The 23,552-nt window shown below is 72.8% G+C and carries 22 protein-coding genes; 12 read left to right on the top strand and 10 right to left on the bottom strand.

The features are described 5' to 3' along the window. Positions 1 to 25: 25 nt before the first annotated feature. Positions 26 to 1,918, top strand: coding sequence for a M91 family zinc metallopeptidase (locus AB0M46_RS03565; protein ID WP_363332665.1), 1,893 nt, complete (start codon positions 26 to 28; stop codon positions 1,916 to 1,918). Positions 1,919 to 1,922: 4 nt separating this feature from the next. Here the strand turns inward: AB0M46_RS03565 and AB0M46_RS03560 are convergent, their stop codons facing one another. From AB0M46_RS03560 to AB0M46_RS03550, 3 genes are all read right to left on the bottom strand, one after another. Next, on the bottom strand, positions 1,923 to 2,939 hold the full coding sequence (locus AB0M46_RS03560; protein WP_363332711.1) for an inorganic phosphate transporter: 1,017 nt from the start codon (positions 2,937 to 2,939) through the stop codon (positions 1,923 to 1,925). A 2-nt stretch (positions 2,940 to 2,941) separates the two neighbouring features. Continuing rightward, positions 2,942 to 3,568 (bottom strand): DUF47 family protein, encoded by a 627-nt coding sequence (locus AB0M46_RS03555; protein ID WP_363332664.1) that lies wholly within the window; start codon positions 3,566 to 3,568, stop codon positions 2,942 to 2,944. Between the two features lie 118 nt (positions 3,569 to 3,686). Continuing rightward, positions 3,687 to 4,667 carry a hypothetical protein gene (locus tag AB0M46_RS03550; protein ID WP_363332663.1) on the bottom strand — a complete coding sequence of 327 codons (981 nt, stop codon included), beginning with the start codon at positions 4,665 to 4,667 and terminating at the stop codon, positions 3,687 to 3,689. A gap of 63 nt (positions 4,668 to 4,730) precedes the next feature. Between AB0M46_RS03550 and sigJ the strand changes: the two genes are divergently transcribed. Next, on the top strand, positions 4,731 to 5,606 hold the full coding sequence (sigJ, locus tag AB0M46_RS03545; protein WP_363332662.1) for an RNA polymerase sigma factor SigJ: 876 nt from the start codon (positions 4,731 to 4,733) through the stop codon (positions 5,604 to 5,606). Between the two features lie 175 nt (positions 5,607 to 5,781). Here sigJ and AB0M46_RS03540 read toward each other — a convergent pair whose 3' ends face one another. Next, on the bottom strand, positions 5,782 to 6,282 hold the full coding sequence (locus tag AB0M46_RS03540; protein ID WP_363332661.1) for a DUF402 domain-containing protein: 501 nt from the start codon (positions 6,280 to 6,282) through the stop codon (positions 5,782 to 5,784). 176 nt (positions 6,283 to 6,458) lie between these two features. Here AB0M46_RS03540 and AB0M46_RS03535 point away from each other — a divergent pair, with 176 nt between their 5' ends. After that, on the top strand, positions 6,459 to 8,414 hold the full coding sequence (locus AB0M46_RS03535) for an ATP-dependent DNA helicase (RefSeq protein WP_363332710.1): 1,956 nt from the start codon (positions 6,459 to 6,461) through the stop codon (positions 8,412 to 8,414). Between the two features lie 25 nt (positions 8,415 to 8,439). On the opposite strand, the gene AB0M46_RS03530 is transcribed toward AB0M46_RS03535, so the two are convergent. Next, complete coding sequence (locus AB0M46_RS03530) at positions 8,440 to 8,832, bottom strand: hypothetical protein (RefSeq protein ID WP_363332660.1); 393 nt, start codon at positions 8,830 to 8,832, stop codon at positions 8,440 to 8,442. 108 nt (positions 8,833 to 8,940) lie between these two features. Between AB0M46_RS03530 and AB0M46_RS03525 the strand changes: the two genes are divergently transcribed. From AB0M46_RS03525 to AB0M46_RS03515, 3 genes are read left to right on the top strand one after another with little or no spacing between them, the layout of a single operon-like run. After that, positions 8,941 to 10,125 carry a histidine kinase gene (locus tag AB0M46_RS03525; RefSeq protein ID WP_363332659.1) on the top strand — a complete coding sequence of 395 codons (1,185 nt, stop codon included), beginning with the start codon at positions 8,941 to 8,943 and terminating at the stop codon, positions 10,123 to 10,125. Beyond that, positions 10,122 to 10,760 (top strand): response regulator transcription factor, encoded by a 639-nt coding sequence (locus AB0M46_RS03520; RefSeq protein ID WP_363332658.1) that lies wholly within the window; start codon positions 10,122 to 10,124, stop codon positions 10,758 to 10,760. Before AB0M46_RS03525 ends, AB0M46_RS03520 begins: the two co-directional genes overlap by 4 nt. A gap of 49 nt (positions 10,761 to 10,809) precedes the next feature. Continuing rightward, positions 10,810 to 11,607: an EI24 domain-containing protein gene (locus AB0M46_RS03515; RefSeq protein WP_363332657.1), complete on the top strand. Its 798-nt coding sequence runs from the start codon at positions 10,810 to 10,812 to the stop codon at positions 11,605 to 11,607. Positions 11,608 to 11,654: 47 nt separating this feature from the next. On the opposite strand, the gene AB0M46_RS03510 is transcribed toward AB0M46_RS03515, so the two are convergent. Next, positions 11,655 to 12,413, bottom strand: coding sequence for a maleylpyruvate isomerase family mycothiol-dependent enzyme (locus tag AB0M46_RS03510; RefSeq protein WP_363332656.1), 759 nt, complete (start codon positions 12,411 to 12,413; stop codon positions 11,655 to 11,657). Between the two features lie 36 nt (positions 12,414 to 12,449). Here AB0M46_RS03510 and AB0M46_RS03505 point away from each other — a divergent pair, with 36 nt between their 5' ends. Next, positions 12,450 to 13,484: a UDP-N-acetylmuramate dehydrogenase gene (locus tag AB0M46_RS03505; RefSeq protein ID WP_363332655.1), complete on the top strand. Its 1,035-nt coding sequence runs from the start codon at positions 12,450 to 12,452 to the stop codon at positions 13,482 to 13,484. A 110-nt stretch (positions 13,485 to 13,594) separates the two neighbouring features. Here the strand turns inward: AB0M46_RS03505 and AB0M46_RS03500 are convergent, their stop codons facing one another. Together AB0M46_RS03500 and AB0M46_RS03495 are read right to left on the bottom strand one after the other, a co-directional pair. Further along, positions 13,595 to 14,344 (bottom strand): class I SAM-dependent methyltransferase, encoded by a 750-nt coding sequence (locus tag AB0M46_RS03500; RefSeq protein ID WP_363332654.1) that lies wholly within the window; start codon positions 14,342 to 14,344, stop codon positions 13,595 to 13,597. An 8-nt stretch (positions 14,345 to 14,352) separates the two neighbouring features. Next, positions 14,353 to 15,120, bottom strand: coding sequence for an SDR family oxidoreductase (locus AB0M46_RS03495; RefSeq protein ID WP_363332653.1), 768 nt, complete (start codon positions 15,118 to 15,120; stop codon positions 14,353 to 14,355). A gap of 140 nt (positions 15,121 to 15,260) precedes the next feature. Here AB0M46_RS03495 and mshA point away from each other — a divergent pair, with 140 nt between their 5' ends. The 5 genes from mshA (at position 15,261) to AB0M46_RS03470 (ending at position 20,803) form a co-directional block, all read left to right on the top strand. Further along, positions 15,261 to 16,562: a D-inositol-3-phosphate glycosyltransferase gene (mshA, locus tag AB0M46_RS03490; protein WP_363332652.1), complete on the top strand. Its 1,302-nt coding sequence runs from the start codon at positions 15,261 to 15,263 to the stop codon at positions 16,560 to 16,562. Positions 16,563 to 16,787: 225 nt separating this feature from the next. Further along, complete coding sequence (locus tag AB0M46_RS03485) at positions 16,788 to 17,285, top strand: YbjN domain-containing protein (protein WP_363332651.1); 498 nt, start codon at positions 16,788 to 16,790, stop codon at positions 17,283 to 17,285. Positions 17,286 to 17,299: 14 nt separating this feature from the next. After that, the gene (locus AB0M46_RS03480; RefSeq protein WP_363332650.1) at positions 17,300 to 18,778 is read left to right on the top strand and encodes a glycosyltransferase family 39 protein; all 1,479 of its coding nucleotides are present in this window, start codon (positions 17,300 to 17,302) and stop codon (positions 18,776 to 18,778) included. 367 nt (positions 18,779 to 19,145) lie between these two features. Beyond that, positions 19,146 to 20,141, top strand: coding sequence for a dienelactone hydrolase family protein (locus tag AB0M46_RS03475; RefSeq protein WP_363332649.1), 996 nt, complete (start codon positions 19,146 to 19,148; stop codon positions 20,139 to 20,141). Positions 20,142 to 20,302: 161 nt separating this feature from the next. After that, on the top strand, positions 20,303 to 20,803 hold the full coding sequence (locus AB0M46_RS03470; protein ID WP_363332709.1) for a hypothetical protein: 501 nt from the start codon (positions 20,303 to 20,305) through the stop codon (positions 20,801 to 20,803). Positions 20,804 to 21,842: 1,039 nt separating this feature from the next. Here the strand turns inward: AB0M46_RS03470 and AB0M46_RS03465 are convergent. Beyond that, entirely contained in the window at positions 21,843 to 22,163 is a 321-nt protein-coding gene (locus AB0M46_RS03465) for an STAS domain-containing protein (protein ID WP_363332648.1), read from the bottom strand. 32 nt (positions 22,164 to 22,195) lie between these two features. After that, a complete protein-coding gene (locus tag AB0M46_RS03460; RefSeq protein ID WP_363332647.1) occupies positions 22,196 to 23,431 on the bottom strand; it encodes an MFS transporter in 1,236 nt (411 codons plus the stop codon). Between the last annotated feature and the right edge of the window lie 121 nt (positions 23,432 to 23,552).

Here is a 23,552-nt window from a genome sequence, read left to right as displayed (position 1 = left end):
ATCGCGACTTCGGCTGGGACCGGTCGTGACCGCCGCGATGGCCGACGTGGTCGTGGACGACGTCTGGGACGTCGCCGCGCGCCCGGATGTGCTGGAGCGGGCGGCGCAGGCCTGGCGGGCCGTCGGGGCCGACGTGCGGTCCGCCGTCGAGGTGCTCGAGCGTGCGGCCGCGCCGGTGGTCGGCGGCGAGTGGGAGGGCGACGCGGCCGAGGACTACCGGGCGCACCACAGGAGGTACCTCGAGAGCGCCGACCGGCTGGCGCAGGCGACCGGCGACACCGCGGCCGCGCTCGACGGGCTGGCGGCCGTGCTGCGCGGTGCCCAGGACCGGCTCGACCAGGCGTGGGCGCGCATCGCCGGGCTGGTCGAGCACCGGCGCCGGGGCGGCGTGGTGACCTTCCGGCCGGCCGACGCGGGCCAGGCCGACGCGGTCCAGGCGGCGGTGCAGCACGCCGCGGCGCTGCGGTCCGACGCCGAGCGCCTGCTCGACGACCAGGGCGCGGCGCTGGGCCGGGCCCGGGCGGCCTGGCAGCTGCTCGGCGCCGAGTGGGCCGCGGTGGCCAGCGAGATGATCCCGGCCTGGGTCCCGCCGCCGGCCCCGGCCGGGGTGCGCGCCCGGCTGGTCGGCGGGCTCTTCGTGGTGCAGACCGGCGCCGGGGACGACGCCGTGGTGGTCGACGACGGCGCGGTGACCGTGGGCGGGATCCGGCTGGAGATCCCGCCGGGGGCCCGGCTCGTGCTGCGCACCGGCGACGGCGACGACACCGTGCAGGTCAACGGGGCCGCCGGGGTGACCGTGCTGGCCGGGGCCGGCGACGACCGGCTCTACGGCGGGGCCGGCGACGACGTGCTGATCGCGGGCCTGGGCGCGGACGTGGTGCGGGCCGGGGCGGGCGACGACCGGGTCAGCCTCGGGCCGCTGGCGGCCGGCGGGCAGGCGGCCCCGCCGGGCGCGCGCGAGCAGGCCGACCTCGGCGACGGCGACGACCGGCTCTGGGGCAGCGGCGGCGCCGAGGCCGACACCGGGGGCGCGGGCGACGACCTGATGTTCGGCGGCGCGGGCCGCGACTACCTCGACGGCGGGGCCGGCGACGACCTGATCGACGGCGGGACGGGCGACGACACGCTCTACGGTCTCGGCGGCGACGACCGCCTCTTCGGCGGCGAGGGCGCCGACTATCTCGAGGGCGGGGCCGGCGACGACCGGCTCGACGGCGGTGCCGGTGCGGACGTGCTCTCCGGCGGCAAGGGAGACGACCGGCTGGAGGGCGGCGACGGCGACGACGCGCTCTACTCCGGCGCCGGGCGCGACTCGGTGGACGGGGGAGCGGGCGCGGACACGCTCTACGGGCAGGCCGACGACGAGGTGGGGCGGGTGGAGCGGCTGTCCGCGGCCGAGGCCGGAGGCGCCGACGAGCTGACCGACTTCGTGCGGATCGGCGGGGACGCGGACTACCAGGCGCGGGTGCGGGCCGACCTCGACCTGCTGGCCGCCTCGCCGGACGGGCGGGAGATGCTCACCGCCCTGCGCGAGACCGGCAAGCCGCTGCGCATCGAGCCCATCGACGCCCCCAACGGCTTCGCGCCGCCGGGCGGTGGGACGCCCTTCATCCAGTACAACCCGAGCTGGGACGGCCTCATGGGCGGCTCGCCGCCGACGGTCGTGCTCTACCACGAGATGGCGCACGTGTACGACATGGATCGCGGCCGTTTCGACCAGCGCCCCTACCCGGGCGACCACGGCGTCGACCGGGGAGTGGCGAACTACGAGCGCCAGGCGGTCGGCCTGCCCTACGACGCCGACGGCGACCCGGCCACGCCCGACCAGCTCGACCCCGGCCGGCCGCCCGAGCTCACGGAGAACGGGCTGCGGGCCGAGATGGGGCTGCCGCGGCGGGATCGCTACATCGGCCCCTGAGCCTTCAGGAGAAGAGCGGCCGGATCGGGAGGTACAGCAGGATCGCGATCAGCGCCGCCGCAGGGAACGTCAGCACCCAGGCGACGGCGATGTTCCCGGCCACCTGCCATCGCACGGCCGAGAGCCGCTTCGTGGCCCCGACGCCCGCGATGGCCGAAGTGATGGTGTGCGTGGTCGAGATCGGCAGGCCCAGCTGCGAGGTGGTGAACAGCACGCCGGCCGCGACCGTCTCGGCGGCGAAGCCCTGCGGCGGGTCGAGGTCGATCACGCGGCGGCCCAGGGTGCGGATGATCCGCCAGCCGCCGGAGTACGTGCCCAGGGCCAGCACGATGGAGCAGGCCAGGAACACCCACTCCGGGATGTCCGTCTTCGTGGACTGGTAGCCGCCGACGAAGAGGGCCAGCACGATGATGCCCATCGTCTTGGCCGCGTCCTGCATGCCGTGCCCGACCGCCATCGCCGCGGCCGAGAGCGTCTGGGCCCGGCGGAAGCCGCGGCCGAGCCGGTGCGGGTTGCCCCGGCGGAACGTCCACACCAGGGCCAGCATCAGCAGGCCACCGAGCGCGAAGCCGACGAGCGGCGAGACCACCATCGGCACGAGGACCTTCGCCAGGATGCCCGGCCAGAGCACCTCGGCGTCGGCGCCGAGCCAGGCGGCGCAGAGGGCGGCGCCGACGAGGCCGCCGAAGAGCGCGTGCGAGGACGAGGACGGCAGCCCGAAGTACCACGTGATCAGGTTCCAGCCGATCGCCCCGACCACCCCGGCGAAGACGATGCCGAGCCCGGTGGCGCCCGGTGGCGGGTCGATGATGCCGCCACCGACGGTCTGCGCGACCCGGCCGCCCAGGTGGGCGCCGACGAAGTTGCCGGCCGCGGCCAGCAGCAGGCCGGCCCGGGGGCTCAGCGCGCGCGTGGAGACTGATGTCGCGATCGCGTTGGCGGCGTCGTGGAATCCGTTGGTGAAGTCGAAGACCAGTGCGACGACGATGACGGCGATGACGGCGACGAGGGGAGCGCCGATGGTCAGGACTCCTTGACCACGATTGTCTCGATGGTGTTGGCCACGTGCTCGAACGCGTCGCAGGCCGCCTCCAGCTCGTCGACGACCTCCTTCATCTTGAGCACGGTGAGCGCGTCGTACTCGCCGGAGAAGAGCCGGACCAGGGCCATCCGGTAGGCGCTGTCGCCCTCGTTCTCCAGCCGGTTGCACTCCACCCAGTACGCCTCGAGGTCCTTCATCTCCTTGAGCCGCGGGATGGCCTCGGCGGTGAGCCGGGACTGCTGGTCGAGGACCTTCACGATCTCGTGGATCTCGCGGGGCAGGGAGGGCAGCTTGGTGAGGCCGTAGAGGTACAGCAGGCTGCCGACCGCCTCCAGGTGGTCCATGACGTCGTCGAGCAGCGACCCGAGGCGGTAGATGTCCTCGCGGTCGAAGGGCGTGATGAAGCTGGAGTTGAGCTTCTTGTACAGCTCGTGCGTGATGGCGTCGCTGTCGTGCTCGACCTCGACGAGCCGCTCGCTCACCGACTGCACGTCGACCCCGGGCAGGGCGAGTTCGGAGAGCAGGTCCGTGCCGTGCACGAGGTTCTGTGCCGCGCGACTGAAAAGCTCGTAGAACGAATCGTCGCTAGGACGCAGCCTGAACCGCACAGTCGACCTCGAAACGTCAATAACTTGCCCGAGAAACTCTTGAACCGAAAATCCTAAGTCCCCTCAGGTGTAATCACCCAGTGGAGGTTCGCGCCTGGCCGAGTGGTTCATCCTAAGTTCAGCCGTGATTCAGATTCACGTCGGGTGTCCGCTCCGCTGCGTACCGGATCGGCGCCGCTCGGTGCTTGTAGGTGCGTTGCACCGGCCGGCGCAGGAACCGGGCCAGCGCGCCCCGGTGCCGGCTCGCGATGACGTCGGCCTCGGCCGCGCGCAGCTCGCGCCAGAATGCGGTGCGCACCCGGCGCGGCCCCTCCGGTACCTCGGCGAAGCGCACCTTCCGGCCGTCGGCGTGCGCGGCCCGCACCAGCGAGCGCAGGATGTGCCGCGCCTCGGCCGGGAACTCGGGCCAGTCCTCGCGGGCGTCGAAGCCCAGCCGGGTGGCCAGCGGCGCGCTCACCCACGGGGCCACGCTGGGCGGCAGGCCGCCGGGCTCGAGGTCGGCGAAGCGGCCTTCGAGGAAGGCATGCCGCTCGTAGGCACCCAGCAGGTCGGCCCGCGACCAGTGCGGGCCGGTGAGCACGACCGTGATCGCGCCGGGGATGACCCGCCCGCCGAGGCAGGTGGTCAGCAGCGCGGCGTGCGGGCGCAGCAGCCGGTCGAGCGTGTCGTACTCCCGGCCGGTCGCCCGCACCATCCCGGTGTCCGGGTCCGGCTCCGGCTCGGCCCGCACCATGAGCAGGAACGGCTCGGCCCGCCGGGCATGCACCCGGCCCAGCGGGTTGCCGGCCGCCCGGGTGGCCAGCGGGGTCAGCACCGCCTGGTCGAACGTCGGGGCCGGCTCGCCGGGCGGCAGCGCGCAGGTCAGCCGCAGCGTCGGCGAGGTGGTGTCCGGGTCGATCCGCACGCCGACCTCGACTCCGGCGAAGCCGGCGCGGGCCGCGGCGGCGGCCGGGTCGACCGGGCCTTCGAGCGCCACCAGGAGGCCGCCGGCGAGGTAGGGCCGGCCCCGGCGGGCGCGGGCGGCGGCGAGCGCGGCCAGCGCGCCGGTGCCCGCCAGGCCCGCGAGTCCGGTGGCGAGGGTCGCCAGGGCGTCGTCCATGGGTACAAATGGTACTTAACGCGCATTTCGCGCGCGCGCTGAACGCGCTGGTTGAATGGGCGGGTGAGCGACGCGTTTCTCGAGCACCGCGACCATCTGTTCGGGGTGGCCTACCGGATGCTCGGCCAGCGGGCCGACGCGGAGGACGCGGTGCAGGAGGCGTGGCTGCGCTACCGGGGCGCCGACACCGCGGGCGTGACGGACCTGCGGGCCTGGCTGACCACCGTCGTCGGCCGGCTCTGTCTGGACCAGCTGCGCTCGGCGCGGGCGCGGCGGGAGTCCTACGTCGGGCCGTGGCTGCCGGAGCCGCTCGTCGAGCGCCTGCCGGACGCGGAGCCCGAGCCGGGGGAGGCGGTGGCGTTCGCCGACAGTGTCAGCTTCGCGCTACTGCTCGTGCTCGACGCGCTCGGGCCGGAGCAGCGGCTCGCGTTCGTGCTGCACGACGTCTTCGGGGTGCCGTTCGCCGAGGTGGCGAGCACCCTCGGTACCACCGCGGAAAATGCCAGGCAATTGGCCTCGCGCGCCCGTCGGGCGGTCCAGGCGGGCCAGCGGCGGCACACCACCGACCGCAGCCGGCAGGCCGAGGTCATCGCCGCCTTCACCGCCGCCGCGCGCGACGGCGACCTCGAGACCCTGGCCAAGGTGCTCGCGCCGGACGTGGTGGCGCTGGGCGACGGCGGCGGCCTGGTCTCGGCCACCCGCCGCCCGGTCGTCGGCGCCGACGCGGTCGCCCGCTTCGTCGTCGGGCTCTACCAGCGGGCCGAGCGCGAGGGCCGCACGCTCGAGCCCGTGCTGGTCAACGGCGACCTGGGGATCCTCGTGCGCACGCTCGGGGTCGCGGTGCTGTCGATCTCGCCGGAGGGGCTGATCACGGGCCTCTACAACCAGCTCAACCCCGAGAAGCTAGGCGACCTGGTCCAGGGCCTGTTTCATGACTGAGGCGGGGCTGCGGCGGGCCCAGATTCCTCGCCCAGGCCGGCCCGGCGCACTGCGCCTGGCCGGCCCGCCCAGGGCGCCGGCGGCGTCCCGCGGAAGCCCGGTTACAACACCGGTAGCGCGGCTCCCGCGGGCCACCACCAGACGAAATCTGGACTCCGCCTCGCTCCCACCCCAGTCATGAAACAGACCCTAGCCATTCGCGGTACGCCGAGCCGAAGGGCTCCCGCCGGTCGCCGACGGCCGACATGAGCCAGTCGGCACTGGCCCGGGCCTCGGCGACGACGTCGGCCGGATAGCCATATCGCACCTGGTGCACGGCGAACTCGTCCTCGTCGGCCAGGATCACTTCGCCGGTGCGCCGCCGGATCACGTCGAGGTCGAGGTCGATCGCGGTCATCTCGGTCTCGCTCGGCCAGTGCGGCACCGACGTGATGTCGCAGTAGATCTCGGTGCGGTGCGGGGTCGCGTTGAAGCACGCGGTCCACCACGCCTGGCGCGGGATGAGCAGCACGTGGGGCGACTCGACCGGCCCTGTCCGGGTGGTTCCGCGGTGCACCGGGGTGCCCGCGCCCGCGCCGAGCCAGACGCCGTGCTCGTCCTCGCCGAGCAGGTCGGTCTCGTAGTTCCAGTGCAGGGAGCCGTCGAACTTGCGCCAGACCACGCGTACACGCCTCATCGGCCCACCGTACCGATCCGGGTGTGGCCGCCGGATTCTGTCGTACGCAGGGGGTAGCGTGCTCGGACGTGACCGCCTCCCCTCGCCCCCGTCGCGCCCGACCGGAAGTCCTCGACCTTCTCGCCTCCGCCGTCGGCGCGGTGCCGGACGGCGCCGAGCGCCCCGGTCAGCAGGCGATGGCGAAGGCGATCGCGGCCGCCGCGGAGCAGGAGGAGCACCTGCTGGTCCAGGCCGGCACGGGGACGGGCAAGTCGCTGGCCTACCTGGTGCCGTCGCTGCTGGTCGATGGCCCGGTGGTGATCTCGACGGCCACCCTCGCCCTGCAGTCCCAGCTCGTCGACCACGACCTGCCGCGGCTGGCCGACGCCGTCGAGACGACCCTCGGGCGCCGCCCGACCTATGCGGTGCTAAAGGGGCGCCACCACTACGTCTGCCTCGCCCGGCTCGAGGGCACCTCCGCCGAGGAGCCCGACGACGGGCTGTTCGACATCGGCGAGGCCAAGCCGACGAAGTGGCTCGGCGAGGCCGGCCGGCTCGGCAAGCACATCGAGCGGCTGCGCGACTGGGCGATGGAGACCGAGACCGGCGACCGCGACGAGCTCGACCCCGGCGTCGACGACGCGGCCTGGAAGCTGGTCTCCATGCCGGCCCGCGAGTGCGTCGGCGCCCAGCGCTGCCCCTACGGCGCCGAGTGCTTCGCCGAGGCCAGCCGCGCCCGGGCCCGCGAGGCCGACATCGTGGTCACCAACCACAGCCTGCTCGCCGTCGACATGCTCAGCGGCCGGCAGATCATCCCGCCGCACGAGCTGCTCGTCGTCGACGAGGCGCACGAGCTGGCCGACCGGGTCAGCTCCGCCTCGCAGGCCGAGCTGACCCCGGAGCTGCTGGAGCGGGCCGCCCGCCGCTGCCGGCCCTACGTCGACGACGAGGTGGCCGACCGGCTCATGGAGGCCGGCGACGTGCTCACCGTGGCCCTGGCCGAGGCGCCGGCCGGCCGGGTCGTCGGCGCCCTGCCCGACGTGCTGGCCGAGGCGTTGACCCTGCTCGACGCCGGCGGCCGCAAGGCCGTCGAGGTGATCGGCGAGGTGCGCGCCGACGACGCCGACCCGGTGCGCAAGCAGCAGGCCCGCACGATGGTGGCCGACCTGACCAAAATTGCCCAGCGCATGGTGGCCAACGCCGAACACGACGTCATTTGGGTCGAGCGCGACGAGCGCGGCCGGCGGGCCGTGGTCATCGCCCCGCTCTCCGTGGCCGGCACGCTGAGCACCAACCTGTTCAGCGAGCGCACGGTGGTGGCCACCTCGGCCACGCTGGCCCTGGGCGGTCAGTTCGAGACCGTGGCCCGCTCGCTCGGCCTGCCGGTGCAGACCGAGCGTCCTGCCGTCGCGGCCGGCCCGGCCGAGGCGGCCCGCGAGGCCGTGGTGCGGGCCGACGAGGCGCGCGACACGGCCGGCCTGGCCTGGAGTTCGCTGGACGTCGGCTCGCCGTTCGACTACGCCAAGCAGGGCATCCTGTATGTCGCCGCCCACCTCCCCAAGCCCCAGACCTCGGGCCTGTCGGAGGCCGCGGCCAACGAGATGGTGGAGCTGGTGCAGGCGCTCGGCGGCCGCATGCTCGGGCTGTTCTCCTCGCGCAAGGCGTCCGAGCGGGCCGCCGAGGTGCTGCGGGCCCGCACGCCCGGCATCACGATCCTGTTGCAGGGCGAGGAGGCGCTGCCGATCCTGGTCCGCAAGTTCCGCCAGGACCGCAACAGCTGCCTGCTCGGAGTCATGTCGCTGTGGCAGGGCGTCGACGTGCCCGGCGACGCCTGCCAGCTCGTGGTCATCGACCGGCTGCCGTTCCCGCGCCCGGACGAGCCGCTGTCGGCCGCCCGTTCCGACGCGGTGCAGGCGGCCGGCGGCTCCGGCTTCGCCGCGGTGAGCGTGCCGGTCGCCGCGGTGCGGCTGGCCCAGGGCGTGGGGCGGCTGATCCGGTCCCGCGGCGACAAGGGCGTGGTGGCGGTCCTCGACTCGCGGCTGGAGCACGCGACGAGCTACGGCCCGTTCCTGCGCAAGTCGCTGCCCCCGTTCTGGTACACCACCAAGCCCGACATCGTGCGCGGCGCCCTACGCCGCCTGGCCTCCTCGTAACCGCGCCGCCGCCCGCTCATCGGATTCATCGCCCGACGGGGGATGCGTCCGGGTACGTGGCATCTGCAACGGCGGTGCCGGCGCGTCGGGCCTTCCTCGGCAGCGTCGCGGCCACCCCGACCAGCAGAAGGCCGCAGGCGACCTGCTCGATCTTGAGCCAGAGCGGGAACGGGCCGGGCACGGCGACGATGACCGTGATCGCGATGACCATGACGATCGAGATGATCCGCAGCCGCCGCACGTCGCCGCGCAGCGCGAGGATGTTGGTGACGGCGGCGCTGGCCACCACGATCGAGCCGCGGATCCACACCGCGGCGTTCACCACCGCCGCGTTGTGGCGCAGCGCGACGATGACGGCCAGGGTGGCCAGGCTCAGCAGCAGGTAACCGGCGGCGAACATCCGTGGGGTTCGTGTCATGCCCCCAGCGTGGGCCGCGGGCCCGGTCGCGGGCATCGGCGCCGGGATAGACCCCGTCTCCACCCCGGGTTGGATGCGCCTGTGTCCCGCGCGGGTTTGAATCGGTGGGTGACCTCCTCCGCGATCGCCACCCTGGACGCGGTCCGGGAGCAGCGCGCCGCCGTGACGCGCTGGCTGCGGCCGCTGGCCCCGCTCGTCATGCTGGTGGTGGTCTGGGCCTCCTGGACGACCGCGCCCGCCCCGGCCCTGTCCGGCGCCGGCCGCCCGGTGCTGATCGCGCTGGCCGCGTTCGTGCTCGCCGGCGTCGGCACGGTGCTCACCGTGTCCCAGGACGTCGAGTCGCTGCCCCGGGTCGCGCGGCGGCACGGCCCCTTCGTGGGCGCCCTGCTCGCCGCCTCGGTCGCGCTCGTCTGGCTGCAGCCGGACGGGGTCGGCGTGGCCGGCATCTTCGTGGGCGTTTCCTTCCTGGCCCCGCTGCTGCGCGGCCACATCTGGGTGCCGGTGATCGTCGTCGTCCTGGTGCTGGTCGCCGTCGTGGTCACCACCGTCCACCATGGCTCGCTGATCGACGCCCTCCTCGACGCGGTGATGGTCGGCGCCTTCTACGGCATGCTGACCTTCGCAATGCGCCTGGGCGAGGCCAACCGCCAGGCGGAGAGCCTCGTCGTGGAGCTGGAGCGGGGCCGCGCGGCCCAGGCCGAGGCGGCCCGCCTGGCCGAGCGCCAGCGGCTGGCCCGCGAGATGCACGACGTGCTGGCCCACTCGCTGTCGGGCCTGATGCTGCAGCTGGAGGGCGCCCGGCTGCTGGCCGTGCGCACCCCGGACGACCCGCGCCTGCCGGCCGCCATCGAGCGCGCCCAGCAGCTGGGCCGGGCGGGGCTGGACGAGGCCCGGCGGGCCATCGGGCTGCTGCGCGACGCCGAGCTGCCGAGCCTGTCGGAGCTCACCACCGGCTTCGCCCGAGACCACGGCGTACCGTGCGCCTTCGCCGCCGACGGGGAGGAGCGGGAGCTGTCCTCGCCGGCCCGGCTGGCCGTCTACCGGGTGGTGCAGGAGGCGCTGACCAACGCGGTCCGGCACGCGCGGCCGTCGCGGGTGGCGGTGCGGCTGGAGTACCGGCCCGACACCGTCTGCCTCACCGTCGAGGACTTCGGCGCCCCGCCCCCGCCGCCGGTGCCGGGCGTCGGGTACGGGCTCACCGGGATGCGCGAGCGGGCGGAGCTGCTGGGCGGTACCCTGGCCGCGGCCCCGACCTCGACGGGCTTCCGGGTGGAGTTGGAGGTCCCGGCGTGACGATCCGGGTGCTGCTCGCCGACGACCAGCGGGTGGTGCGGGAGGGGCTCGCGCTCGTGCTGGGGCTGTTGCCGGACGTCGAGGTGGTGGGCGCCGCCGCGGACGGTCAGGAGGCGGTCGAGCTCGCCACGCGCCTGAGGCCCGACATCGTGCTCATGGACCTGCGCATGCCGCGCTGCGACGGCGTGGAGGCGACCCGCCTGCTCGCGCGGGACCTGCCGGAGGTGCGGGTGGTGGTGCTCACCACGTACTCCGACGACCGCTCGGTGCTCGACGCACTCCGGGCCGGGGCGCGCGGCTACCTGACGAAGGAGGCCGGCGGGGACGAGATCAGCGCGGCCCTCCGGCGGGTGTTGGAGGACGGGGCGGCGCTGGATCCCGCGGTACAGCATCATGTCCTGAACGCCCTTGCCAAGCCCGTCGAGCGGCTCCCCGACGGGTTGACGCCCCGGGAGGCCGAGGTCCTCGGGCTCGTCGCGGCCGGGCTGTCCAACGCGGAGATCGCCGAGCGGCTCTTCATCAGCGAGGGCACGGTCAAGAGCCACATCAACCACCTGTTCGCCAAGATCGATGCGCGCGACCGGGCGCAGGCGGTCGCCTACGCGTACCGGCACGGGCTGGCGGACCGACGGTAGGCTCCGGTGCCGTGGACGTGGCGCGAAAGGCTGAATCGCTTTGCAACAGGTGAAGACCACCGGGTCGGAATTCGTGCTCGGGCTCAAGCTGCTCGGCAAGGGCTTCGCGCGGTACGGGCGCAATCCGCGCATGCTGCTGCTCGGCGCGATCCCGGCGCTGATCACGTGCGCGCTGTTCGCCACCGGGTGGGTCTTCCTGATCCTCTACATCGGCGACATCGCGTCCGCCGCGACCTGGTTCGCCGACGACTGGTCGGACGGCGTGCGGCAGCTGATGCGCTTCGGCGCCGGGGCCGGCATCCTGGCGGTCGCGGCGCTGATCTCCGCGCTCACGTTCACCGCGCTGACCCTGCTCATCGGCGATCCCTTCTACGAGGTCATCTCCGAGAAGATCGAGGACGGGCTCGGGGGCACTCCCGGAGCGGTGGATCTGCCGTGGTACCGCACCCTCTGGCCCAGCCTCGTGGACTCCGTCCGGCTGATCACGCTGGGCATCGTGCTGGCCATCCCGCTGTTCCTGCTCGGCTTCGTGCCAATCATCGGCCAGACGGTGGTCCCGGTCCTCAACGCGATGGTCGGCGGCTGGTTGATCACCATGGAGCTGACCGGCATCCCGTTCAACCGGCGCGGCCTGCGGCTGAAGGATCGGCGCAAGCTCCTGCGGGCGCACCGCTCGATGGCGCTCGGCTTCGGCATCCCGGTGTTCCTGGTGCTGCTCGTGCCGGTGGTCGCGATCGTCGTGGTGCCGGCGGCCGTGGCGGGGGCGACCCTGATGTGCCGCCGGCTGTTGGGGCTGAACATCGAGGACCAACCGCCGGTGCCCGCCCCGCAGATCGCCGCGCGGTAGTCGCCGACCGGTTCGCCCGGCCGCCGCGGGCTTCCGCGGGTCGGGTGTCAGGCGAGCAGGCCTCGCAGCAGGGTGGTGTCGCCGCTGACGAGCAGCGTGTCGAAGGGAATCCGCCCCCACAGCGCCAGAGCCAGGTCGCTGGCCGGCCCGCTCGCGGTGGCGCGCTCCCGGTGGTCGTCGGAGTCGAGCAGCGTGTCGGTGTCGAGGAGCGCGATGCCGGCGCCGCGGAGCCTGACGTACCAGACCTGGTCGACGTCCGTGGCGTGCAACGCGATCATGCCGGCCCGGTCGTCCGGCCCGCTGCGCCGCCCCGCGGGCAGCCAGGAGTCGAGCACCTCGGTGACGTTGTCGCTGGCCACGCGCGGCTCGATCGGCTCGGCCAGGCCGCCGGCCATCTGCGCGTCCCACCGGTGGATCGCGGTCTCGTGGAGCATGCGGCGGTGCCAGAAGGAGGCCTTCTTCGCCTGGGGCGCGAAGTTCCAGGCCGGCAGCTCGGGGTCGACGGCATCGAGGGTGGCCACCAGCTCGGTGAACGCGTCGGTCCAGGCCGCCGCCGCGTCGACGCCATCTGGCAGCGGGTCGGTCCGGCGAGGCTCTGGCTTGTCGAGCACCCCGCGGGCGACGTGGCCGGTGACGTACGAGTACACCAGGCTCAGGTGCCACGCGAGGTCGCCCAGGCTCCAGCCCGGACAACTCGGCACCGGCGCGTCGAGCGGCGTGCCGCTGCCCAGGGCCGCGCGGAAGGCGTCGCCCTCGGCGCGCAGGGCGGCCAGCCAGATGTCCTTGGTGAGCTGAGGCTTGCTCATAGGCAACAAGATTAGGGCAACGCTTAGGCTGGTGCGGTGCCCGAACCCGCGACCCTCGCCGCGTTCACGACCCTTCGCCTCGGCGGCCCGGCCGGCCGCCTGATCGAGGCCACCACCGAGGCCGAGACGCTGCAGGCCCTGCGCTCCGGCGGCGACCAGCTGATCCTCGCCGGCGGCAGCAACGTCGTCGTCGCCGACGCGGGCTTCCCCGGCACGGTCGTGCTGCTGCGCGAGCGCGGCCTGCGCGCCGAGGAGCGCGACGGCGCCGTGCACCTGACCGTCGCCGCCGGCCACCCGTGGGACGACGTGGTCGCCGCGGCCGTGTCGAGCGGCTGGTCCGGCATCGAGTCGCTGTCGGGCATTCCCGGCTCGGCCGGCGCCACCCCGATCCAGAACGTCGGCGCCTACGGCCAGGAGGTCGCCGAGACCATCGTCTCCGTGCGGGCCTACGACCGCGCGCGCGACGAGGTCGTCACCATCCCGGCGGCCGAGTGCGGATTCGCCTACCGGACCAGCGTCTTCAAGCACAACTCCAGGCACGTGGTCCTCGCCGTCACCTTCCGGCTGTCCGTCTCCGACCGCTCGACCCCCGTCGCCTACGCCGAGCTGGCCCGCTCGCTGGGCGTGGAGCAGGGCGCGACGGCGCCTTTGGAGGAGGTGCGGGCCACGGTACTGAAACTTCGCGCCGGCAAGGGCATGGTCCTCGACCCGGCCGACCCCGACACGTACTCGGTCGGCTCCTTCTTCACCAACCCCGTCGTGCCGGCGCCCGACTTCGAGCGGGTCCGCGCGCTCGCCGCCGACCTCGGCCCGATGCCCTCCTGGCCGGCGGGCGGCGAGGTCAAGCTGAGCGCCGCCTGGCTCATCGAGCGGGCCGGCTTCACCAAGGGGTACGGCGCGCCGGAGCGCGGCGTGGCCCTCTCCGGCAAGCACACCCTGGCGCTGACCAATCGTGGCTCCGGCTCGACGGCGGCGCTGCTGGACCTGGCCCGCGAGATCCAGGCCGGCGTGGCGGGGCGCTTCGGCGTGACCCTGCACCCGGAGCCGGTGCTGGTGAACTGCGCGCTCTGAATCCGCTCAAAAGCCCAGAACATGATAAGTCGGGCGCTCCGCGCCACGCTCGCCTACGCGTTCTGGCGCATCCAGGCCCAGCCCCTCGCCGCCGCCCCGTTGGACCGGGATTAGTCGGGGGCGACGGCCGCGTAGGGCACGGTCACCTCGCCGAGGCGCCAGCGGGCCGGCCGGTCCAGGACGGGCCAGCCCGCCTCCCGGGCCGACTCGACCGCCCGCCGCCACCGCTGCCGCGGCCCGAAGACGGACAGCGGAGCCGCCGCCCGCCAGCCCGCGTCGAGGTCCGACAGCAGCGCGTGGATGCGCTCCCCGGCCACGTTGTGGTGGATGAGCGACTTCGGCAGCCGCTCGGCCAGCGTCGAAGGCGCATCGAGGCTGGCCAGCCGGCTGGCCAGCGTCAGCGTCCGCGGCCCCTCCCGCGAGACCAGCACCCACGAGGCCAGCCGCCCGAGCTCGTCGCACGTCCCCTCCACCAGCAGCGCGCCGCTCGCGGTCATCGCGGCCCAAGCCGCCGGGACGTCCGACTCGTCGTACTGCCGCAGCACATTGAACGCGCGCACGAGCGTCGGTCGCAGGCCGGCCAGCTCGAAGCCCCCGCGGCGGAAGCGCAGCGTCGCCGTAGCGAAGGGCTGCGCGGCGGCGACCCGGGCCGGATCGATCTCCAGGCCCACCACCGGGACGCCGAGGCGGGCGTGCAGCTCGATCGCGGTGACCGGCGAGGCGCCGTAGCCGAGGTCGACCACGAGCGGGTCCGGCGCCCGGCGGAGCAGCCCGCCGAGCGTCGCGGCGATCCAGTTGTCGACCCGGCGCAGGCGGTTCGGGTTCGTCGTGCCGCGGGTGATCGAGCCGACCGGCTTCATGCCCAACCTCAGAGGACCCGGTGCACCTTGTGCTGCGCGGCCTGGGCGAGCGGGCGCACCACGAGCCGGTCGATGTTGACGTGGTGCGGGCGGGTCGCCGTCCAGGCGATGCAGTCGGCGATGTCCTCGGCGATGAGCGGCTCGGCCACGCCGGCGTACACCGCGGCCGCCTTCTCGGCGTCGCCCCCGAAGCGGTTGAGGGAGAACTCGTCGGTGCGCACCATGCCGGGGTCGATCTCCACGACGCGGATCGGGCGGCCGCTGAGCTCCAGGCGCAGTGTCTCGGCCACGGCGGTCTGGGCGTGCTTGGCTGCCGCGTACCCGCCGCCGCCCTCGTAGACGATGAGCCCCGCGGTGGAGCTCATCACCACGACCGTACCGCGACCGGAGCGCTCCAGCAGCGGCAGCAGCGCCTTGGTGACCCGCACGGTGCCGAGCACGTTGACGTCGAACATCCACTGCCAGCCGGCCAGGTCGGCCTGCTCGACCGGGTCGGCGCCGACGGCCCCACCGGCGTTGTTGACGAGCAGCTCGAGCGAGCCGTCGAGGGACGACACGGTGTGGGCCAGGGCGTCGGCCATGGCGGCGACCGAGGCGTCGGAGGTGATGTCGGCCACCACGGCGGTCGCCGAGGTGAGCGAGCCGACCAGGTCATGCAGCCGATCCTCGCGGCGGGCGACGGCGACCACGTGGAAGCCCTCGGCGTCCAGCCGGCGGGCGGTCGCGGCGCCGATGCCGCTGGAGGCGCCGGTGACCACGGCGATACGAGTAGACATGTGGCCATCCTGCACGAAGTTGGCCGGAACGCAGTGACCAACGCAACGGTGGGTAGACGCCCGCCCGCGAGGGAACATGGACGGTTGGAAGGATGTAACCAGTCGGCAACAGACAAGTCGACAACAGACAGGAGCAGGACGTGGCGCGGGTTGACTCGCTGCATGGCCATACCCCTCCGTCCCGCCGTTCCCTTCCCAGGCGCGTCGCCACGCTCTCGGTGCACACCTCACCGCTGGACCAGCCGGGCACCGGCGACGCCGGCGGCATGAACGTGTACATCGTCGAGGTGGCCGAGCGGCTGGCCCGGGCCGGCGTCGAGGTGGAGATTTTCACCCGGGCCACCAACAGCGAACTTCCCCCGCAGGTCGAGATGGCGCCCGGCGTGCTGGTCCGGCACGTGATCGCCGGGCCGTTCGAGGGGCTGGCCAAGGAGGACCTGCCGGCGCAGCTGTGCGCGTTCACCGGCGGCGTGCTGCGTGCGGAGGCGGCCCGCCCGTCCGGCTGGTACGACCTGGTCCATTCCCACTACTGGCTCTCCGGCCAGGTCGGCTGGCTGGCCAAGGACCGCTGGGGGGTGCCGCTGGTGCACACCGCGCACACCCTGGCCAAGGTCAAGAACCAGCTGCTGGCCGACGGGGACAAGCCCGAGCCGATCGCCCGGGTGATCGGCGAGGAGCAGGTGGTGGCCGCGGCCGACGGCCTGGTGGCGAACACGCCCGCCGAGGCCGAGGAGCTCATCGACCTGTACTCCGCGGAGCCCCGCAAGGTGAGCGTCGTCCCGCCTGGCGTCGATCTCGAGCGGTTCGCCCCTCGGCCGCACCGCAAGCGCGCCGCCCGGGAGCACTTCGGCCTGCCCGCCGACGCGCACATCGTCGCCTTCGCCGGCCGCATCCAGCCGCTCAAGGCCCCGGACATCCTGCTGCGGGCCGCCGCCGAGCTGCACGCCCGCGACCCGAAGCTGCTGGTGGTGATCTGCGGCGGCCCCAGCGGCTCCGGCCTGGACCGGCCGACCGCGCTCATGGACCTGGCCCGCGGCCTCGGCATCGCCGACATCGTGCGGTTCCTGCCGCCGCAGTCCCGCGAGTCGCTGGCCGAGCTGTTCCGGGCGGCGGACCTCGTCGCCGTGCCCAGCTACAACGAGTCGTTCGGGCTGGTCGCCATCGAGGCGCAGGCGTGCGGCACGCCGGTCGTGGCGGCCTCCGTCGGTGGCCTGGTCACCGCGGTGCGCGACGGTGTGTCCGGGATGCTGGTCGACACCCACCGCCCGGCCGACTGGGCCGCGGTGCTCGGCCCGCTGCTGGCCGAGCCGGCCCGGCGGGCCGCCCTCTCGCTCGGCGCGGTGCGGCACGCCCGCGAGTTCTCCTGGGCCCACACGGCCAGCGGCCTGCTCGCCGCCTACCGCGACGCGCTGGAGTACCACCGCCAAGCGGTGGCCGCATGAGCGGTCCGGAGCGAAGCGGAGGGGCCGCGAACAATCAGCACAGGGTTGGCTCACGCCAGCGCCGGAGCGCAGCGGAGGTGACGGCATGAGCGGTCCGCAGCGTTGCGGCGCCTGGTCTGGGTCGACTGCCGCGGAGCCTCGTCGAGCCAGACCTGGCGGAGGGGCCGCGAACCATGAACACAGGTTTGGCTCAGGGCGGCGCCGGAGCGCAGCGGAGGTGACGTCATGAGCAGGCGAGCGGAGATCTCGGCGCTCATCGAGCGGGTCGCGGCCGAGCGCGAGATCGCGTGGGACACCACCGGCGAGCACTCCTACGTGGTGACCCTGCCGGGCACCCACAAGCAGAAGACCAACTGCAACCTCATCGTCGGCGAGCACGCGCTGCGCATCGAGGCCTTCGTCATGCGCCACCCCGACGAGAACCGCGAGGCGCTGTGGGAGTGGCTGCTACAGCGCAACGCCCGCATGTACGGCGTCGCCTTCAGCGTCGACGCCAACGGCGACGTGTACCTCGTCGGCCGGCTGCCCCTGCACGCGGTGACCGAGGACGAGCTCGACCGGCTGCTGGGGGCCGTCCTGACGTACGCCGACGAGAGTTTCGACCCGATGCTCGAGATCGGCTTCGGCTCGGCGATCCGCCGCGAGTGGGAGTGGCGGGTCAAGCGCGGCGAGCCCCTGGACAATCTCAGGGCGTTCACCGAGTTCGTGAATCGACAGGCCTAGTTACATTCGCGGGTGTGATCGAGCGATCCCCACTCGCGTGGAAGCCCGTCGGCGCCGTTGCCGGCGGGGCCGCCCTGGCGCTGCTGCTCACCATCGACCGGTACGACTACCACCGCGACGAGCTGTACTTCCGCATGGTCGGCGCGCACCCGAAGTGGGGCTACGTCGACCAGCCGCCGTTCACCCCGCTCATGGTCCGGGCCTGCATCGCCGTGTTCGGCGACACCGTCTGGGCGATCCGCATCCCCGGGCTGGTCTTCCTCGCCGCGGCCGCCGTGCTGCTGGCCCTGATCGCCCGGGAGGCCGGCGGCGGCCGGTTCGCGCAGACCCTCGCCGCGGCCGGGGTGCTGACCACCTTCCCGTTGACGGCCGCGCACATCACCATCACCGCGGGGCCCGACCTCGTCATGTGGCTGCTGGTCATCTGGTGCCTGATGCGCGCGCTGCTGAGCGATCTTCCGCGGTACTTCATGCTGGCCGGGCTGATCGCCGGCATCGCGCTCTACAACAAGCACCTGGTGATCCTGCTCCTGGCCACGTTCGGCGCCGGGCTGCTGCTCGTCGGGCCCCGGCGCGTGCTGGCCTCGAAGTGGCTGTGGGCCGGCGCGGGGATCGCGGTCGTCGTCGGCCTGCCCAACCTGCTGTACCAGATCGCCAACGACTTCCCGCAGCTGTCCATGGCGCACGCCCTGGCCCAGAACAAGGGCGACGAGGCGCGCATCACGCTGCTGCCCCTGCAGCTGCTGTGGCTTGGCCCGTTCTTCGTCCCGGTCTGGGTCGCCGGGATCGTGACGTTGCTGCGCCGGCCGGAGCTGCGCCCGGTCCGCGCGTTCGCCGTCGCGTACCCGCTGATGATCGTGCTGCTCTTCGTCGTCGCCGGCCAGCCGTACTACAGCCTCGGCCTCCTGGCCGCCCTCTTCGCCATCGGCGCTGTGCCGGCCGCGCGCTGGGTCGCCGGGAGCCGGGCGAGGCGTGGCCTGCTCGTGGCGGCGGCGGTGGTCAACTGCGGCGTGGCGGTGCTCACCTCCCTGCCGGTGCTGCCGATCGACGTGATCGGCAAGACCCCGATCCCCGCCATCAACATCGGCATCGCCGACGAGATCGGCTGGCCGCGCTATGTGGCTCAGGTCAAGGAGGTGTACGACGCCCTGCCGGCCGAGGACAAGCCGCACGCGATCCTGTTCACGGGCAACTACGGCGAGGCCGGCGCGCTGGACCGCTACGGCAAGCCGCTCGGCCTGCCCGATGTCTACAGTGGACAGAACGAGCTGTGGTACTTCGGCCCGCCGCCCGAGTCGGCGACGGTCGTCGTGTGGGTTACCGAGGGTGACGGCCCGGTCGGCAGCTCGGCCTTCGGCTCGTGCGAGGCCAAGGCGAGGCTCGACAACCGTTACGGCGTCGACAACGAAGAGCAAACAGCTCGCGTCTTCGTCTGCCGCGACCGCAGGCAGACCTGGGCTGAGCTGTGGCCGAAGGCCAAACATTTCGATTGATTTCAATTGTTTCAAGTGTGTGAGCGAGGCGACAGCCCGTTCACTTGGCGAGGTAATCGGCCGCCGCGTACCGTCATTTACGGATCCGGCGATTCCTGAAGTTGGGGAGCGACGGGGGTGTTCCGGGCCGAGAGGCCCACTCGCGGTGACGTGTCCGGGCGGGGCGCGTCACTGCAACCGGCGGCACAGAGCGGGTGTCGTGGACTGGGGGTGCACGTCACCCGCTGCCGCCGGTACGAGTTTTGCGTGCTCGGCGTGGCCGTGCCTGACGGAGTTGGCCAGCAGCTCGCTGATCGCGAAGTAGGCCGCCGCGAAACTTAAGCCGGCCGTAAAGACGTATCCCGCGCGATGGCCGTAATTTCCTCGCATGCGCGTTGCGCGTCTCTTCGCCGCTGCCATTCTGCTGACGTCGATCGCCGCCTGTGGCGACAAGGCCGCAAATGGTTCCCCCGAAGCCCTCGATTCCTCGTCGCCGTCCTCCGCGTCTTCGGCGTCCCCCGCGGACGACGGCGGTGCCGGCGCCCTCGCCGCGGCCGGCGCGACCGCATCGCCCACCGCCGCCAAGACCTCGGCCGCCGCCGCGTCCTCGGGCAAGGCGCCGACCCAGACGTTCGCGGTGGCGAGCGCGCAGTTCACGTTCACGCGGGCGGGGCGGACGCTGCGCACCGTGGTCTGGTACCCGAAGTCCTCCGGCCGCTTCCCCCTGGTCCTGTGGAGCCACGGCCTGCACGGCTCGCCGGAGGGCTATGCCGGCGTGACCCAGAAGATCGCCGCCGCCGGCTTCGTCGTGGCCGCCCCGGCGTACCCGTTCACCAACGATAAGGCCGACCCGTTCAACCAGAACGACATGGCCAACCAGCCGGCCGACGCCTCCACCGTCATCACCGAGGTCCTGCGGCAGGACACCCAGTCCGGCTCGGCCCTCGCCGGCCGGATCGACACCGCCCACGTCGGCGCCGCCGGCCACTCCGCGGGCGGCTACACCACCGCCGGCCTGCTCTCGGGCTCGACCCGCGACGCCCGGCTGAAGGGCGCCGTCATCGTCTCGGGCGGCTCCATGGGCGGCAAGTTCACCGGCGCGGCCACCCCGGTGCTGTTCATCCACGGCGACGCGGACACCACCGTGCCGTACGGCAGCGGAAAGTCCCTCTACGACGGCTGCACGTGGCCGAAGGGCTTCCTGACCCTCCTCGGCGGCGACCACGGCGCCTCGCTGTGGGGCGCCACGCCGGCCGCCACGGCGGTCTCGAAGACGATGCTCGACCTGTTCCGCTACAGCCTGTACGGCGACGCGGCCGCCCGCTCCCGCCTGCGCTCCGACGCGACCGCCCCCAACGCCGCCAAGTACGACGGCACCCTCTGAATCGGGGCGAACCCGATAAGTCGGGCGCTGGCGCGCCGCGACTTAGGGTGACCGTCAATAGGGTGGACTCGGGGTGTTTCGGGCATAGATGACGAAAGTGGGCACGGCCTCGGTCGGGGCATGGGAGTTGTCTACGCTCCGTGTCCGGTTTGGGGTTGTCCGTGCCCGGGATTCCATTGTGGTTGCACGAGGCGGTCTGGGTGCAGTTCGCCGTGTTGCTGCCCGTTTGGGGTGACTTCGATCCGATGCATCCGCTTGGTTGTCACCGTCGGCGGGTTCCGGATCGGGTGGTGTTCTTCCAGATCTTCAAGGCGGCTGACGCGCAGTTCGGCGGTCGCTGGCCCGGCCGGGTCACTGTCCACCTTGACGCTGGCTGCGACTGGGCACCAACCCGGGGCCTGCTCGCCGGGCGCGGCTGGCGCGGACGGATCGCCCGGCGCGGGAAACCCGCCCCGATCCAGACCGGCCGGCGCTGGGTCGTGGAAGCCAGCCACGCGTGGATGAACGACTTCGGCGAACTCCGCCGCCACACCGACCGCCGCGTCTCCATCATCGGCTTCTACCACGACCTCGCAGCTGCGTTCGTCACCTTCCGTTACCTCGTCGGCTGTGCTCGCACCGACGACCGATGGGATGGCAGAACCGCCACCCGCTGCCTCTGACCAGCGTGGAGGCGTTCGTGACAGTGAGTGGCTGGCAGTGCAGTGGCTTGGCGTTCTGCACTGCCGATGAGTGCGTATTTGCTGCAATGCTCTGCCGGTGGCGCGTTGGGATGGTGCTCGACCTTTCGCAGGCTTCGGCGGAATTGGCAGCCGGCCGGACGTGGCAGATGCAAGAACCGGCTGCGATATGTTGCCGATGTACGCGGATGGCGGCCGATTGTGCGACGCGTTGCCGCACTGGCGGGCCGGTGTGACGGTGGCGGTGGTGTTGGTGTACGACGGCCCGTGCGGGCGCGCCCGGACGCTGCGGCGCCGTCCTTGAGGTCCGGCGGTGCGGGATCGGTGTGGTCGGCGGCGACCCGGTCGGCGAGGTGTTCGGCCTGTTCGGGCGGTAGCGTCGGCGGGGCCGACGCGGGGGCCGGGTCGGGCCGGTCCCGCCGATCGTTGGCCGCGGTCACCGGCGGGACGCCACCGTGGATGCGGCGTAGCTTCTCGGCGTGCCGCTGAGCAAGGCCCCACGCTCGATGCCGCTCATGTTCCCGACGGAACTGCTCCCTTGCCGGACAATACCGCCGAGACCTGGTGCGGTCACGCATGGCAGCCAATTCCGTGCGACTGAAGAATGACAGCTGCCCCATGCCATTAATTATCCCCGAGCCCGACCAGAATCACCGCCCCGAACGGTAACGACAATGTCAAATGGTGCACGCTCATACCGCAGACCGCGATCGCCGGCACGAGGCCCATCGCGACGCTGAGTGATTGACGGTTCAAGAGTGCTGCCCGGCCAGGCCTGACCGGCGACGCGGGTCGACGGGTTCGGCAAACTCCGCCGCCACACCGACCGCCGCCTTCGCCTCAACCTATTGACGGTCACCCTTATCTGACTTATACGTCCGCCGGAGGAAAGTCAGAAATGTCGTGGCGCGCCAGCACCCGACATTTCGCCCAAATCGCCGCCGTGGGGCGAAGACGTCCAGTGAGCGGCCCCGTTGGCCAGCGGCTCACGAGCGCGCCGATCCCGGCCGGGTCGCCCGAACTACCGTCGCAGGGCGAAGACGTCCAGCAGGCCGGTGAGTTCCAGCTGGGCGTAGGCCAGCGGGCGGGGATTGCGCAGGCGCAGGGTGCAGCCGGCCCCGTTGGCCAGTTTCCAGCAGCTCACGAGCGCGCCGATCCCCGCCGAGTCCAGCAGCGTGACCTGGTCGAGGTCCAGGACCAGGGCGTCAGGGTGGAAGGCGGGGAGCACGGCGCGCACGGCCTCGGTCACCTGCTCCCGGGTGGCCAGGTCGAGCTCACCGGCCAGGCGGATGACCACCGTGTCCGGGCGCGTGGCCTCCAGGGTCGCCGACAAGCCGTCCAACTGCCGCCTCCTCCAGTGCTGGAGGGCCGCCACTACCCAGCCACTGGCACGGCAAACCTTTCCGCCTCCAGTTGCTTGGCCACCCGGCGCTCGCGAGCCGGCTGGATCAGCAGGTGGCCCGCCGCGGCCAGCAGGCCCAGGGCGCCGCAGATGATCCAGTGCCAGTCGCCGAGGTACTGCAGGCTGGCCCCGCCCGCGGCCGGCGCGATGAAGCTCGCGGCCGGGAAGGTCAGGTAGAACACGCTCTGGTACCGCCCCCGCAGCGCCTCCGGCGAGAGCTCGGCGATGACGGCGGCGTTCGGCGGCGCGGCGATCATCGAGCCGACCGTCCAGATGGTGGCCGCGGCCAGGTAGCCGGTCACGCCGTCGGCCAGTGAGACGGCGGCGAAGCCCAGGCCGAGGAAGACGTTGGCGACGGCGAGCGCGGTGCCCTTGCGCCAGCGGTCGATCAGGCGCGGTACGAAGAGCTGGCCGACGACGATGAGCAGGGCGGCGTACGCGACGACCGAGCCGTAGACGGACGGCCGCAGCCCGTCGGCGGTGATCGACAGCGGCAGGATGGTCGAGGTCTGCATGGACAGGATCGCCAGCAGCAGCGACAGGGCCACGAAGAGCATGTAGGCGCGGTCGGTCAGCGCCGTGTGCAGGCCGCCGGAAGGCTTGGCCGAGGCCGTGGCCGTACGCGTGGCGGGGCGGGTTTCCGGGATCTTCCACAGGATGAGCACGGCCGTGACGAGCGTCGCGCTCGCGTCTACGGCGAAGAGCAGCGTGAAGCTCACCTCGGCGAGGGATCCGGCCAGTACCGAGGCCACCGCCATGCCGAGGTTGAACGCCCAGAACTGCAGGTTGAAGGCGCGGCTGCGGTCGGTGGCCGGGGTCACGTCGACGATGGCGGCCACGAACGCCGGGCCCGGCATCGAGTGCATCAGGCCGAGCAGGGCGGCCAGCGCGGCGATGAGCCAGATCGGCTCGGCCAGGGCCAGGCCGGTCAGCGCCACGACGGCGCCGAAGTGTGCCAGCAGCAGCGTCGGGCGGCGGCCCCAGCGGTCGGCCAGCACGCCGCCGAGCAGGACGCCGGCGATGCCGCCGATGCCGTAGACGCCGCCCACCAGGCCGGCGATCGACAGGGTCAGGTGGCGGTCGGACGTCAGGTAGAGGGAGAAGACCAGCGCGACGAAACCGCCCACGCGGTTGATGAGCATGCCGGACCAGAGGTACCAGTAGAGCCCGGGGAGGCCCCCGATCGTGGCTCGGTACCAGTTGCGCACGAAGAACCGTCCTTTTTAGTTAAGCAGCCTTACAGTTGGATCTTATCCAGCTCGTTTTCGGCAGCGGACGCGGTTCCTATCCGCCGGTTGCGGCCCAACCGAAGCACGGTGTTGCCGCCGG

Source organism: Dactylosporangium sp. NPDC051485, assembly GCF_040682015.1.
Taxonomy (GTDB): Bacteria; Actinomycetota; Actinomycetes; order Mycobacteriales; family Micromonosporaceae; genus Dactylosporangium.
The sequence above is the reverse complement of the archived record's forward strand: the minus strand, read 5'-3'. Positions and strand labels throughout refer to the sequence as shown.

Bases quoted from the DNA above. Each gene is read 5' to 3' on its own strand.
- AB0M46_RS03550 (WP_363332663.1), bottom strand. From the start codon at position 4,667: ATGGACGACGCCCTGGCGACCCTCGCCACCGGACTCGCGGGCCTGGCG.
- AB0M46_RS03540 (WP_363332661.1), bottom strand. From the start codon at position 6,282: ATGAGGCGTGTACGCGTGGTCTGGCGCAAGTTCGACGGCTCCCTGCAC.
- AB0M46_RS03535 (WP_363332710.1), top strand. From the start codon at position 6,459: ATGGCGAAGGCGATCGCGGCCGCCGCGGAGCAGGAGGAGCACCTGCTG.
- AB0M46_RS03530 (WP_363332660.1), bottom strand. From the start codon at position 8,832: ATGACACGAACCCCACGGATGTTCGCCGCCGGTTACCTGCTGCTGAGC.
- AB0M46_RS03510 (WP_363332656.1), bottom strand. From the start codon at position 12,413: ATGAGCAAGCCTCAGCTCACCAAGGACATCTGGCTGGCCGCCCTGCGC.
- AB0M46_RS03500 (WP_363332654.1), bottom strand. From the start codon at position 14,344: ATGAAGCCGGTCGGCTCGATCACCCGCGGCACGACGAACCCGAACCGC.
- AB0M46_RS03495 (WP_363332653.1), bottom strand. From the start codon at position 15,120: ATGTCTACTCGTATCGCCGTGGTCACCGGCGCCTCCAGCGGCATCGGC.
- AB0M46_RS03485 (WP_363332651.1), top strand. From the start codon at position 16,788: ATGAGCAGGCGAGCGGAGATCTCGGCGCTCATCGAGCGGGTCGCGGCC.
- AB0M46_RS03475 (WP_363332649.1), top strand. From the start codon at position 19,146: ATGCGCGTTGCGCGTCTCTTCGCCGCTGCCATTCTGCTGACGTCGATC.